Source organism: Marinoscillum pacificum (assembly GCF_024714495.1).
GTDB lineage: Bacteria > Bacteroidota > Bacteroidia > Cytophagales > Cyclobacteriaceae > Marinoscillum > Marinoscillum pacificum.
In genome coordinates, this window is sequence record NZ_JAMZMJ010000009.1 from 24,035 (window position 1) to 37,895 (window position 13,861).

Consider the following 13,861-nt stretch of genomic DNA (forward strand, 5'->3'; position numbering starts at 1 on the left):
GGCATAAAAAAAGACTACCCTTTTTAGGTAGTCTTTTTAAAATATTGATATTCTTAGTTTATAGGATTAATTAGCATCCCACCATAATTTACCATCCAAATCATCTGCAGCCCAGCCTTGATTTGAAATAGCATCATTATAGTTACTAGAGTTCAAGTCTCTTTCACTTGTACTGTAACCTTGTCTTGTTGGTATTTCACCACTTTCATTTTGTGCGTTATCAGCAGGAGCCAAAGTAGGGAAACCTAATCTTCTCCATTCAGCCCAAGCTTCATATCCATTAGGGAATATTGCAACCCATTTCTGGTAAGCAATTTGCTCTATAGCTCTAGAAGCATCAAAAGCAACCTCACTGTTTGTGATATAAGTAGCATAATCTGCATCTACACCATGTTGAGCAAGAGAAGCCTGTATACCTTGCTCATAAAAAGTTTGAACATCTCCAGTTATCCAGCGTCTCTCAACACCTTCAGCTAAAGTGAAAGCCACTTGTGCAGAAGTGTAGATGTCTGCAGGAGTATCTTGCATTCTAAACGCATCACCTAAGAAAGATACAGCACTGTTAGAAATGGATCCAGCAGCAGCCTCAGTCAATCCATATGGCATACCTACATAAGTTGTAGTATTTTCAACTGGATTCGCATAAACTGGCAATCTTGGATCTGCAATCACATCCATCATACCTGATCCTTTAGCACCTGGGTGAGGACTAGTATATGTATCAATTTGCATGTAGTTCATCAAAGGATCTGCAATAGTCCAGTCTTTTCTACCACTAGTTACAAATGAATTATAGTATGGGTTTTCATAAGTCTGAACAGCTAAGTATCTGTAGCTGATATTTTCAGAATTATCCAGAGCTATAACACCATCACTGTAAGCACTAGCAAATTCAGTAGCAGCTTTAGAAGGAGAAACTTCTGACAACCTTGCAGCAGCAATTAGTCTAGTTGTGTTAGCAAATTTCTCCCACATATCCATATCACCACCAAACAGGATATCACCACTTATAGGATCACCACTAGCATCAATCATCGCTACAGCATCTTTAAGTGTTTGAATACAACCATCATAGATAGCCTCTTGAGTATCATATTCAGGAGTGATTACTGGTTCAGCAGCTGCTCCTTTCAACGCATCAGAATAAGGAAGGTCTCCCCATCTGTTGGTCATATGAAGGTAGTAATACGACTGAAGAATTCTAGCAATAGCAATTTGATTAGTATTAGAACCATCTCTTGCCGCCTCTGCCATAGTTTCTTCATTGGTATTCATATCGATGATCTTTTGCAAATCTGCAAGAGGACCACTATAGAATCCATCTGAAGAGAAATTAACAGTTGTGTAGTTATCAGCAGATGTATACTGACTGTTAGCAATGTACTGAACATACAATGCACCCTGAGTAGCTGTGATTGTACCACCAAGACTTAGCATACTATTAGTAAGTAATGCACTTGTCTTAGGTGTTGTTGAAGCATTAGAGTTTATTACATAATCACCATAATCATCCCATCCACATGAGTATGATATTAGGCCTGTAAGAACTAATAATATATATATATTTTTCATGATATATCTTTCTTAGAATTTCAATTTCAGGTCAAATCCAAATGATCTAGTACCTGGTAGGTTACCACTTTCTACCCATGCACCGTTGTTTCTAGATGTTTCTGAATCTCCACTGATTTCTGAAGGATCTATTCCATCAACGTTGCTATGAATTAACCATGGGTTATTAGCAACCAATGCAATAGAAGCGCCTTTAAGCACACCAGTTTTATCTAACATACTAGCAGGGAAGTTGTAACCAACTCTGATTTCTCTCATCTTGATGAATGTCATATCGTACATCCATGCTTCGTGAAGAGCGAATAAACTTTTCCAGTACTCATCAGCAGCAAGGTAAGTTGTGTTAGCAGAACCATCTTCGTACACACCACCAAAGCTTAATCCACCGCCAGTTTCTGGAGAATCTCTAATTGGATTGCCTTTGTCGTTAGTACCAACAGTTTCAGCAGTCAAACCTGAATATGCTCCAAACATTCTACTGATTGAGTGGAACATACCACCAAATTGGTAATCAATAGTAAATGACATTTCAAAATTCTTGTAAGAGAATCTATTGAACATACCACCAGTGAAATCAGGAAGCATTTGACCTAAATCTTCACCGTCATCATAAAGTGGAGTTCCATCTGTATTTACAACGATATTACCATCATCATCTCTTCTGAATTTACGACCTACGATTACTCCTAGTTCAGCATTTTCTCTAGCAACAGCCTGGATACCTCCCCAGCCACCAACAGTGCTTGTACCTCTAAATCCGTTAGATAAAGCAAAAGCATCATCTTCTTCTGGATCACCATAACCTAAGTTATCGATTACTGTAGTGTTCTGAGCAATGTTGAAGTTCACATCCCAGTTGAATCCACCTGCTGATTTAACAGGAGTACCTCCGATAGAAAGTTCCCAACCTTTAGTATGAGACTCTACAGAGTTAGTCAAGAAAACACTACCTCCTGAAGATGCAGGAATAGTTACATCCAAAGGCTCATTTGAGTTATCCTGATAGTAGTAAGAGAAATCTGTTTTCAATCTATTGTTCAAGAAACCTAATTCAAGACCTATTTCTTGAGAAGATGTAGTTGCTGGCTCAAGAGTTGGATCAATCAATCTATTAGGAACAGATGTGATTGCGTTACCATCATAAGCAATTCCTAAAGGATAAGTAAGCTGAGTTCTGTAAACATCACCTGAGTAAGGATCAACCTCAGAACCTACTCTTGCATAACCACCTCTTAATTTACCATAAGAAAGGAAGCTTAAATCTACTAGTTCAGAGAACACGAAAGATACTGATGTAGAAGGGTAAATGAATGCATTGTTACCGTTAGGTAATTTAGAGTCATAATCTGCTCTCAATGTTCCATCGAAATATAAGAAATCTCTAAATCCAAGTGAAATCTGTCCAAAGTAACTATTCACTTTACTTTGACCAACGTAGTTTCCTACTGTAGCTTGATCCACTGAAGCAGAGATATTGAATAGGTTATCCACACTCAAACCTCCAGAAGTTCCCATGTTCCATGTTCTGAAGTTATTTGTTCTGAAGTTAACACCAGCGTTTGCTACTAATGATAATGTTTCACCGAATCTTTTATTGTAGCTTAACATACCCTGGATGTTATCCTCAAATCTGTCATATGCACTTGTGCTGTATCCAGACAGGTTCAATGTTCCTGAAGCTGTTCTACTTTCAGACCAGTAATTCTGAGCATCTCTTGTTGCTTGTAAAGAAACTTTCAAGCCATCAATGATCTCATAGTTCAACGCAAATTTCGCACTGTAAACTTGCTTTTCCCACTCGCTTGAGTTTGCATAAACTGTTGTGTATGGGTTATCCCAATATAATGGAGTTGGATCAGTTGGTGAGTTGATGTTCCAACTTGTATAAGAGCCATCTGGCATTTGATAGTATTTCTTCAATAGATCAATATCCAATTGTCTCTGGAACCACTGATTCACGTTTGATCCCACACTATTGTAACCTTCAAACAAGTTACCAAAAGTTGAAGTCTTATTATAGTTTGCTGCAGCAACAAGCTCTAACTTATCAGTCAAGTTAGCGTTCAAACCTAAGTTGAAATATAGTTTCTCTTGATCTGTGTTTTCCATCACACCAGTTCTAGCAGATCTAGTGATTGTAGTATTCAAATTGTATTTGTCACCACTTTTAGAAACAGTAACACCAGTTGTATTGGTCACACCAGTTCTAAAGAAATCTCTTACGTTATCAGGATTAGAATTCCAAGGTCTTGCTTGACCGTATCCAGCAGTTCCTTTTGTGAATGCATCCCACTGGGCAACCATTCTACCATCTAACTTAGGACCCCAGCTTTCATCAGCGTAGAATTCAGTCATTGGCATCCCATCCAATCCTGCCAATCCTGCATCATGAATACTTGGATCGTAGTTGAATGTAGCAAAATCCTGAGAATAACCTCCACCATACTCATTCTGATATTCCGGTAGGATGTAAACTTTCTCAAACATAGTAGTTTGGTTCAAGCTAATACTAACTTGATCCTTAGATACACCTTTCTTAGATGTAAGGATAACTACACCATCTCTTGCTCTGTTACCATACAAAGCAGCAGCGTTCGCACCTTTCAATACGTTCAAGTTAGCGATGTTATCCATGTTGATCGATGAAGGATCCTGAACAACAATTCCATCCAAAACATAAAGTGGGCTGTTACCACTCAAACCTCTGATACCTCTAATACGAACAACTGGAGCACCAAACTTAGCACCAGAACCAGACACGATCTGTACACCGGCAATTTTACCAGCTAGAGCAGTGTTGATGTTCGTTTCACGAGCTACTCTTAGGTTTTCAGCAGCTACTTCTTGTGTAGCATAACCCAAAGATTCTTTATCTCTCTCAATACCTAATGCTGTTACAACAACTTCAGTAAGTTGTTGAACATCACTCTGCATTGTTACATTCACTACTGACCTTGAACCTACTTCAACTTCTTGAGTAGCCAATCCAATAAATGAAAAAACTAAAGTACCGCCTTCTTCAGGAATACTTAGTCTGTAAGTACCATCGATATTTGATGTGGTACCATTACTGGTTCCTTTCAGAACCACATTAACACCTGGAATTGTATTTCCGTCCTCTTCGGACACAGTTCCAGACACAGTTCTTTGTGCCCATGCCACATTGCTCATGATGCAAAGTAACACTGCACTAAGAAGTAGAATCCTCTTCATAATGTGCTGTTTAAAATTGTACAAAGTATGTTTCAACTGACAATTTATACAATTCACATCATATCATACAAATAAATTCCTTTGACAAATACTTAGAACAAGATTTAAAATGTTACTAAATACTTAAAATCAAAATTAAATTTTTGAAAATATGGCAATACCAGTGGATTTACAAAATTCTGACAGGTTTTGAGGGAATAGAAGAAAATATAATTTTTATTAGATTTTTGAAGAGACAGTAATATTAATTCTCCGGTTTTTACCGCGACCAATCACATTATCATTAGTTTCCAAGGGTTTAGCACTTCCAAAACCTTGGTAGGCAACCTGGGAACTGTGTATTCCATGAGCAAGTAAATAGTCATATACGGTGCGAGCGCGCAACTTAGAAAGCTCCAAATTATACGATTCAGACCCTGTATTATCAGTGTGTCCTTCTATTAAAAACTTCAACTTTGGATTCTTCTTCATAAATTGAACCAAATCATCAAGTTCAACTAAACTTCTATTATCCAAATTATAGCTATCTACTTCAAAATAGATGTTTTGAAGAACCACAGACTCCCCTTCTCTGATTGGACTTAATAAAATGTCCACAGTATCTGGCTCCAGAATGGAGTTGTCTCCGGCAGTAAAAGATAAGTTCTCAAACAAATAACCTTCTCTCTCTATAAAAACTCCATACTGATTACCCTGTGTTAAAACCAAGAAATACTTTCCAGATATCGAGTCAGATTCCACAAAATACACATCATCAGGATCTTGCAGGTTGTTCATTTTAAAATTGGCTCCTAAAACCTGACCAGTTTCTTTATCGAGCACCCTTCCAGTAACATAACTAGCCTTACTTGTCAATAATGTATCTGTAGGTATTTTAAACTTAGTAATGACAGACTCTGAGCTTCTTCGTCCTGCTGAATTCTCTATTGCATAATAACCGTAGCTGCCAGCCGCATTGATGAATAAAGAAATTTCATCGTTTGGAGAGTTCACAGCAACGCCTAAATTAACAGGTAAACTCCATCCATCATTTTTCTCACTAACAAATAAGTCCAACCCTCCAAGCCCATAATGTCCGTCAGATGAAAAGAATAGTGCTTTTCCATTGACATGTATAAATGGAGTGGTCTCGTCTTTCTCTGTATTTACAGGTCGACCTAAATTTTTTGGCGTTGACCATCCGTTCTCTGTCTTCTTCGAAACCCAAATATCTCTTTTACCAATTCCTCCTGGCCTGTTAGATGAAAAGTATAATGTCCGACCATCCGCAGACAAAGCCGGCTGAGAATCCCAATACCTACTATTGATACTATCCCCAAGATTTTCTGGGTTAGACCAATTGTTACCATTACGATAGGTCACATACAAATCACAACTCCCAAAAGATTTCCTACCCTCACAAGCTGTAAAGATCAACATCCGTCCATCGGCAGAAATAGAGCACGCGCCTTCATTAAATGTCGTATTAATGGAGTTAGAAATAGGCTGAGCTGGTATCCAGTTTCCATTAATCTTTGTACTGATATAAATATCTTCATCGGAAGAAGGACCTGCATTATCCCGTTTGGTATAGATGATCTTACTTTCATCCACTGTCAATACAGGAAAGTACTGCATTCCAAAAGCATTGATCTCTTCGGGCAACTCCTCCTTTTCTAAAGAAACTTTCGAAGACTGAGATTTAACAGCAAATTCAAGACTAAGCTTTAACAAGGAATCCGGTTTAGCAAGGCGGTTTATCGCACTTAAACCGTCTTCATAATTGCCTGCCTCATAATTCATTTTAGCTGCTGCGGCCCACATCTTATCTGAAACCTTGCTTTGAGGCGTTGCTTGTATTCCTTTATTGTAATACTCTACCGCTAAGTCTTTCTGTTGATAAACTGTATAAACACCCGTTAACTTGAAATATGGAGTAGGAAAAGAAGGATCAGTCTCTATTGCTTTTTTATACAACTCTACTGCTTCCGTGAAATCTCTTTCTTTGATAAGTGCGTCAGCTTTTTCTGTTAATTTGACAGCCTTCTTGCTGAATTCCTGCGCATTGACTACTGAAGAAACAAGGAAAATAAAAAGAGTAAAAGCAAATGTCTTTCTGAAAATCAAGGAATGTCCATGTATTTGTGAGTCTGTAAAGATATACGCCATTTAGGATTTTTCTTTACATACTCAACGATCAGGGGAAGCATTTGGTCTTTCTTGGACCATTCAGGCTGAAGAAATAAATTGACTTTATCTGCGCATTTGGCTGCATGCTCTTCAGCCCACTTAAAATCAGACTTATTGTAAACGACTACTTTTAACTCATCTGCCGCAGAATAGAATTCATCTTTAGGAGCCATAAACTTCTTCGGTGAAAAGCACAACCAGTCCCAGTTCCCAGATAATGAGTGAGCTCCTGAAGTTTCAATATGGGTCTTGAGGCCTGCAGAATGCAAACTATGAGTAAAGTGATCGAGGTTATACATTAGTGGCTCTCCACCAGTAACCACTACGATGTTAACTCCCTGCTTAGAAGCCTCATTCACAATATCTTCTACTGTTTGGGTAGGATGAGCCTCTGGGTCCCATGATTCTTTCACGTCACACCAAACACATCCTACATCGCATCCCCCTAAACGAATAAAATAGGCAGCACTTCCAGTATGACCTCCCTCACCTTGGACAGTGAGGAAAGATTCCATTACTGGTAATTCATCTATAATTAGTCCATTATCCCTCTGGATTCTGGTCTTCATAAGCTTTGAGTGTATTCAATAATAGTGATGCGATAGTCATAGGGCCAACTCCACCTGGAACAGGAGTAATAAATGAAGTTTTAGGAGCTACGGTATCATAATCAACGTCTCCTGAGAGCCTAAATCCGGACTTTTTAGTCTTATCTTCTACGCGAGTGGTTCCCACATCCACAATTACAGCTCCTTCTTTCACCATGTCTTCTGAGATCAGACCTGGCTTACCTACTGCAACAACCAAAATATCCGCAGACTTAGTATGAGAAGCTAAATCATTAGTGTATTTATGACACAGGGTCACCGTAGCATGTGCGCTTTCAGTCATCATCATACCAAGCGGCGCACCTACCAATCGGCTAGCACCAACTATTACACAATGCTTACCTTCAGTTTCCACATCATACCTTCTCAATAGCTCCATCACACCGAAAGGTGTAGCCGGGAGAATCAATTGATTTTTAGATACAATAGATCCAAAGTTTTGATTGGTAAAGCCATCTACGTCTTTTTCTGGCTTAATGCTTTCTGTAATTTTCTCTACAGAAATATGCTCTGGTAAAGGAAGCTGTACAATGAAGCCATCAATATCTTCATCGCTATTCAAATTCTCTACATGCTTTAGCAACTTCTCTTCAGAAATTGTACTAGCAAAGTGCATCAATGTAAAATCAAAACCTACCGACTTACAAGCAGCTATTTTACCATTAACATAAGTATGACTAGCTCCATCATCACCTACGATGATTATCGCAAGATTTGGTGCACGAAATCCTTTAGACTTACGCTCCTCTACTCTTGCTGAAATCTCATTTTTAATGTCGCTAGCTACTTTCTTACCATCTAAAATCGTCGGCATCTCTGATTAATTTGAAGTTTTAGGTTTAGGGTCAGTAGGTTAATCTGTTTATCCTAAATATGTATTATGAGTCAAGTTTAAGTACGGCCATGAATGCTTCCTGAGGAATCTCCACGTTACCAACCTGACGCATACGTTTCTTACCTTTCTTCTGTTTTTCTAGAAGTTTACGCTTACGAGAGATATCACCACCGTAACATTTTGCCAATACGTTCTTACGCATAGCTTTCACGGTTTCTCTAGCAATAATCTTAGTTCCAATTGATGCCTGAACGGCAATCTCAAACATCTGACGCGGGATCAATTCTCTTAACTTTTCACAAAGTCTCTTTCCCCACTCATATGCTTTGTCTCTATGTACAATTGCAGAAAGTGCGTCGACTTTATCCCCGTTCAACATGATATCTAACTTAACCATGTTTGATTGACGATAGCCAATTAACTCATAATCCAATGATGCATATCCTTTGGAAATAGTTTTTAGTTTATCAAAGAAATCAAATACTATTTCCGCAAGTGGCAATTCAAATGTCAACTCCACTCTGTCTGAAGTCAAATACACTTGATTCTTGATTTCTCCACGCTTATCCATACATAGCGCAATCACAGGACCGATATAATCAGCCTTCGTAATAATTTGTGCTCTGATAAACGGCTCCTCGATATGTGAAATAAAGTTAGGCTCAGGCAATTCTGAAGGAGCACTTACTTTTTTAATTGATCCATCATCACTTACGGCATGGAACTGCACGGATGGAACCGTTGTAATTACGGTCATATCGAACTCACGCTCCAAACGCTCCTGAACAATCTCCATATGAAGCATCCCCAGGAATCCACAACGGAATCCAAATCCTAGTGCCATGGATGTTTCAGGTTCCCAGACTAAAGATGCGTCATTAAGCTGAAGCTTCTCCATAGATGCTCTCAACTCCTCAAACTCGCTGGTTTCCACTGGATAAATACCAGCAAATACCATCGGTTTCACATCCTCAAAACCTTTTACCTGACGTTGAGTAGGTCTGTTCACGTGTGTGATCGTATCCCCCACTTTTACTTCTTTCGCTACTTTGATTCCGGAGATAAGGTAACCTACATTACCTGCCGAGATTTCTTTTTTCTTTTCGTGAGACAAACGAAGCACACCAATTTCATCAGCGTCATACGTTTTACCTGTATTCACGAATTTTACTTTTTCCCCTGATTTCAGCGTACCATTAAATACTCTGAAGAAAACTTCTATACCTCTATAAGAGTTGAAAACTGAATCGAAAATCATCGCCTGAAGAGGCTCTTCAGGATCTCCTGTTGGAGCAGGAATTCGATTAACGATTGCTTCTAGTATTTCTGAAATACCAATACCTTCTTTTGCACTGGCATGAATTATATCTTCTTTAGCACAACCAAGCAAGTCAATCACCTGATCAGAAACCTCCTCGATCATAGCCCCAGGAAGGTCAATCTTGTTAAGCACTGGAATTACTTCCAAATCATGTTCTAAAGCAAGATACAAGTTTGAAATAGTCTGTGCTTCAATTCCCTGAGCTGCATCTACAATCAATAGAGCTCCTTCACAAGCTGCAATAGACCTTGATACTTCATAGGAGAAATCGACGTGACCAGGAGTGTCAATTAAATTGAGTGTGTACTCTGTGCCTTCGTATGGAAAGTACATTTGGATAGCATGACTCTTGATGGTAATACCACGCTCACGCTCCAAATCCATGTCATCCAAAAGCTGCGCTTGCATATCGCGATCAGCCACAGTTTCGGTATTCTGAATGAGTCTATCAGCCAGTGTACTCTTACCATGATCAATGTGTGCAATGATGCAGAAATTCCTAATGTGCTTCATACCTAATTAAAAGTCTGCAAAGGTAGTATAAAGATGCATCAATAATGACGCATTAGGCAAAAGGTTTTCAGTGGATTACACCTTGTTTTTGGTATCCATTAGGATCGTTACAGGACCATCATTTACCAATGCCACTTTCATATCAGCACCGAACTCTCCAGTCTGAACAGGCCGACCGTATGAAGCAATGGTTTTAATGAAATTTTCATAAAGTGGAATAGCCACATCTGGTTTGGCCGCCTTAATATAAGATGGACGATTTCCTTTTTTAGTAGAAGCATGTAAAGTGAACTGACTAACAACCAAGAGCTCTCCATTCTGATCTAGCAGACTCTCATTCATTACTCCATCAGCATCTTCAAAGATCCTCATATTGACAATTTTCTTCGCCAGCCAGTCAATGTCTTCCTGATTATCAGCATCTTCTATTCCCAACAAGATCAGAAGACCTTTACCAATTTCACTTTTTACATTCCCCTCAATTGTTACTGAGGCTTCAGAAACTTTTTGTACGACTGCTATCAAAATCCAAAAGATTTAAGACGATTAGTCATATCACTTGAGCTCATAATTTTTAATCCCCTACGCTGATCTCGTGCTATTAAAAACATGCTTTTAGCAACGTCCGTAGCTTTGATAGACCAAAGTCTTCTCTTTAACCCAACCATGAAGAAACTTAAAAACGCTGAAAAGCCTTTGGCAATGGTTTCGCCGAGTCTAAACTCCTCCCGATCACCTAATAATAAGGAAGGTCTGAAGATCATCAAAGCAGACAACTTCATTTCGCGAAGCTTATCCTCTACCTCACCTTTTACTTGATTATAAAACAAGGGAGAATCGGAGTTAGCTCCCGCAGACGTTACAATCAAGAACTGCCTAAACAGGGAAGATTGCTTCGCAATTTTAGCTAACACTAGCGGGTACTCTAAGTCTACTTTTTTGAATTTCTCTTTTGATCCGGCTTGTTTGATAGTTGTGCCCAGACAACAGAAATAGTCATTCGCATTAAGCTGCTCAGCATATTCCTCGAGTTTATCAAAGTCATCAATGATGATTTCTTCGATTCTGTCATTGTGAAGATTCAAGGACCGACGACTAACTAACTTGATCGTAGAATAGTACGTATTCTCCAATAAAATATCCACCAGAGCACGTCCTACAAGCCCGGTTCCACCTATTACAAGTGCTGAATTATTTGGCATAAATAGCTTTTAAGATTTTAGTTACGCATTGGCTTCTTCCCAAACTCTGAATTTTGCGATATCATCCGCAAGACTCTTGAAAATGAAATACACCAACGAAATATCATCCGTCAAGCCTAAAGCTGGTATAAAATCCGGTATCAAATCTATTGGTGTGATAAAGTACACCAATGCAAATACCAGAGTAAGTATGGTTGTTGCTGAAAAAGCTCTGTATGAGCCATTGATATGAGCTCGGACCATTCTAATGATCACTTGCAATTGATAGATAAAAGTAGTTCGCTCATCAGAATCTGAATTGATTTCCTCTACTTTGTCTTTCACCTCAGAGATTAATCCCTTTACCTTCTCATTCTCGGTAAGGGTCTCCTTGGCCTTTTTGAAAATCTTATCAATTTTGAATTTGCTCATACACTAAAATAATTCTCTTATCTCACTTTTAATAAATGTCAGTGCTCCTGAAATGGTATCTGTTTGATTAGCCATGTTTTTCTCAAACACCTTTCTTGCTAAGTCTAAACTAGTAGCATCACCAGGAAGTTCATTTGCTGACTCATTGATCATAGAAATCAGCTGTTCCACAGCACTTTTCACATAGATCCATGCGTCATCTGACATATAAACTTGCTGAGAGAGATTATGATTCATTTCACTTCGAATTTCTGAAACCATCACTGCTTGCAATTGACCGGCAGTCATCTCCTTTTCATTCACTCGAGGAATCAAATTATTGGGAGTGATCCGCTCTAACAGCAAACACACTCTTTCATATGCTTGCATTCTTACTGGAAGTACTGTTTCCTGATTTTTGTGTCTCAAAGTCAGATGCAATTCATCCATCTGCTTGGTAAAATAGGAACGTACCATCAAGTATGTACTGTACAAAACAAGCACTGCAGGTATCGTAATTTTTAACAGGTCGTAAACCATCTCCATAATCTTGGTGTTAGCGGTTAGGTTAAGAATCAAAATTAAGTATTTTCTTTGGCGTTATGAATGTGCCCATACATATTACTGAGAAAGCTCGAAAAGAAATCAAAGACATCATCAACAATAAGAAAATCCCTGAGGGATATGGCTTACGTGTTGGTGTGAAAGGCGGTGGCTGTGGTGTTTCATTCATCCTGGGTTTTGATAAGGAAAAGGAAAATGACCAGAGCTACGATGTAGATGGCATTCCTGTCTATATCCAAAAACGTGAAATGATGTTTCTTATTGGCAAAGAAGTGGATTTCTATGAAGGATCTGATGCACGTGGCTTTGTATTCACAGATCCTGCCAAAACCAATTAACCTTCTAGGGTCACTACAGCTCTGTGACAAAGACCTTTGATCGGTGGGTTGTATTTACTCACCTTCACTTTCACCTGATTGACTTGTGGAAATTCGGTTTTGAGCTGACGAATCATTTTCCCAGCCAGGTGCTCCAATAACTGCGCATCGATGTTCATGACTTCAGCCACTACTTCATAGACCCGCTCATAGTTAACCGTGCCTTCCAGCTTGTCATCCATAGCTGCATCGGTAAAATCCACATCCAGCTCCACATCCACACTATATTTATTTCCGATTTTACGCTCCTCCTCATAGTATCCATGACGAGCATAAAACTCCATTCCCTCTAAAGCTACTTTACCCATTTACTCTTCTAACTCATCAAAAAATGAACTTCCACCGCTTGCAGGCTTGCTTGCGACTCTATCTTTTGGTTTTGGCGTTCGTACAGGAGCTGTACGAACAGGTTTCGGTTCTTCCACAGGCTGTGAAGCAGCTGGCTTTTTCACCTCTGGCTGCTTAATAGGATTCATCTTCACTGGACGCACCTGTAGATTTTCTTTATTAATTCTCTCTTCAGATTCTCTAACCAATGCTTTTACGCGCTTGGTATGATCCTCCATTTTAAAATCACCCTTTTGCTTGACCGTCCTATTAACTCTGTCCAGCAAATCATCAGAGAAGTTTTTCAGTTCCGAAACAATGTTATCTCTATGGTTCTCAAGGGATTTATAATTCTGCTCCAGTTCTTTGATCGCATCCTGCATCTCTTCAATGATCTGGCGCGCCTCCATCTCCGACTTTTCAATGATGTTCTTCGCCTTAGATTTAGCCTCAGACATCATTGCTTCTGCGTTCATCTGAGTTTCTTTCAAATGAAGTTCTGCAGCTTTATTCGCTTGATCAATCAAATTAGCACCGGTATCCTCAGCAGTTTTCAACGTTTTGAACAATGAACTTTCCACTTCCCGAAGCTTCTGAACCTCCTTTTCAGCCTGATCTAGCTTAATTTTATACTCCTTGTTCTCATCGAGAACACGCTCCCATTCGTTGGACAGTGACAGGAGAAATGCACTCACCTCATCCTTATCGTATCCACGAAGTTTCTTCTCAAAATTTTTCTGTCTTATTTCTAACGGAGTAATTTTCATTGT

Annotated in this window: 13 protein-coding genes; 1 reads left to right on the forward strand and 12 read right to left on the reverse strand. The window is 39.0% G+C overall.

The genetic code is table 11. The annotated features are described in order from the left end of the window. Positions 1-66 precede the first annotated feature (66 nt). The 10 genes from NXS00_RS18280 to NXS00_RS18325 form a co-directional block, all read right to left on the reverse strand. The gene (locus NXS00_RS18280) at positions 67-1,572 is read right to left on the reverse strand and encodes a SusD/RagB family nutrient-binding outer membrane lipoprotein (protein WP_258100704.1); all 1,506 of its coding nucleotides are present in this window, start codon (positions 1,570-1,572) and stop codon (positions 67-69) included. A 12-nt stretch (positions 1,573-1,584) separates the two neighbouring features. After that, the gene (locus tag NXS00_RS18285; RefSeq protein ID WP_258100705.1) at positions 1,585-4,785 is read right to left on the reverse strand and encodes a SusC/RagA family TonB-linked outer membrane protein; all 3,201 of its coding nucleotides are present in this window, start codon (positions 4,783-4,785) and stop codon (positions 1,585-1,587) included. Positions 4,786-5,004: 219 nt separating this feature from the next. Continuing rightward, positions 5,005-6,933, reverse strand: a complete 1,929-nt coding sequence (locus NXS00_RS18290; RefSeq protein WP_258100706.1) for an OmpA family protein — start codon at positions 6,931-6,933, stop codon at positions 5,005-5,007. After that, the gene (locus NXS00_RS18295; protein WP_258100707.1) at positions 6,888-7,523 is read right to left on the reverse strand and encodes a 7-carboxy-7-deazaguanine synthase QueE; all 636 of its coding nucleotides are present in this window, start codon (positions 7,521-7,523) and stop codon (positions 6,888-6,890) included. Before NXS00_RS18295 ends, NXS00_RS18290 begins: the two co-directional genes overlap by 46 nt. Further along, positions 7,498-8,376, reverse strand: a complete 879-nt coding sequence (locus NXS00_RS18300; RefSeq protein WP_258100708.1) for a bifunctional 5,10-methylenetetrahydrofolate dehydrogenase/5,10-methenyltetrahydrofolate cyclohydrolase — start codon at positions 8,374-8,376, stop codon at positions 7,498-7,500. The genes NXS00_RS18295 and NXS00_RS18300 overlap by 26 nt, the downstream gene beginning before the upstream one ends. Positions 8,377-8,440: 64 nt before the next feature. Next, positions 8,441-10,231, reverse strand: coding sequence for a translation elongation factor 4 (gene lepA / locus NXS00_RS18305; RefSeq protein ID WP_258100709.1), 1,791 nt, complete (start codon positions 10,229-10,231; stop codon positions 8,441-8,443). A 75-nt stretch (positions 10,232-10,306) separates the two neighbouring features. After that, the gene (dtd, locus tag NXS00_RS18310; protein WP_258100710.1) at positions 10,307-10,756 is read right to left on the reverse strand and encodes a D-aminoacyl-tRNA deacylase; all 450 of its coding nucleotides are present in this window, start codon (positions 10,754-10,756) and stop codon (positions 10,307-10,309) included. Further along, positions 10,753-11,433 (reverse strand): NAD-dependent epimerase/dehydratase family protein, encoded by a 681-nt coding sequence (locus tag NXS00_RS18315; protein ID WP_258100711.1) that lies wholly within the window; start codon positions 11,431-11,433, stop codon positions 10,753-10,755. The genes dtd and NXS00_RS18315 overlap by 4 nt, the downstream gene beginning before the upstream one ends. Positions 11,434-11,454: 21 nt before the next feature. Continuing rightward, complete coding sequence (locus tag NXS00_RS18320; RefSeq protein WP_258100712.1) at positions 11,455-11,844, reverse strand: YkvA family protein; 390 nt, start codon at positions 11,842-11,844, stop codon at positions 11,455-11,457. Between the two features lie 3 nt (positions 11,845-11,847). Beyond that, a complete protein-coding gene (locus tag NXS00_RS18325; RefSeq protein ID WP_258100713.1) occupies positions 11,848-12,369 on the reverse strand; it encodes a DUF7935 family protein in 522 nt (173 codons plus the stop codon). A 56-nt stretch (positions 12,370-12,425) separates the two neighbouring features. Between NXS00_RS18325 and NXS00_RS18330 the strand changes: the two genes are divergently transcribed. Next, positions 12,426-12,725, forward strand: coding sequence for a HesB/IscA family protein (locus tag NXS00_RS18330; RefSeq protein ID WP_258100714.1), 300 nt, complete (start codon positions 12,426-12,428; stop codon positions 12,723-12,725). Here the strand turns inward: NXS00_RS18330 and folB are convergent. Together folB and NXS00_RS18340 are read right to left on the reverse strand one after the other, a co-directional pair. Further along, a complete protein-coding gene (gene folB / locus NXS00_RS18335; RefSeq protein WP_258100715.1) occupies positions 12,722-13,072 on the reverse strand; it encodes a dihydroneopterin aldolase in 351 nt (116 codons plus the stop codon). The genes NXS00_RS18330 and folB overlap by 4 nt on opposite strands. Beyond that, on the reverse strand, positions 13,073-13,858 hold the full coding sequence (locus NXS00_RS18340) for a DivIVA domain-containing protein (RefSeq protein WP_258100716.1): 786 nt from the start codon (positions 13,856-13,858) through the stop codon (positions 13,073-13,075). Positions 13,859-13,861 lie beyond the last annotated feature (3 nt).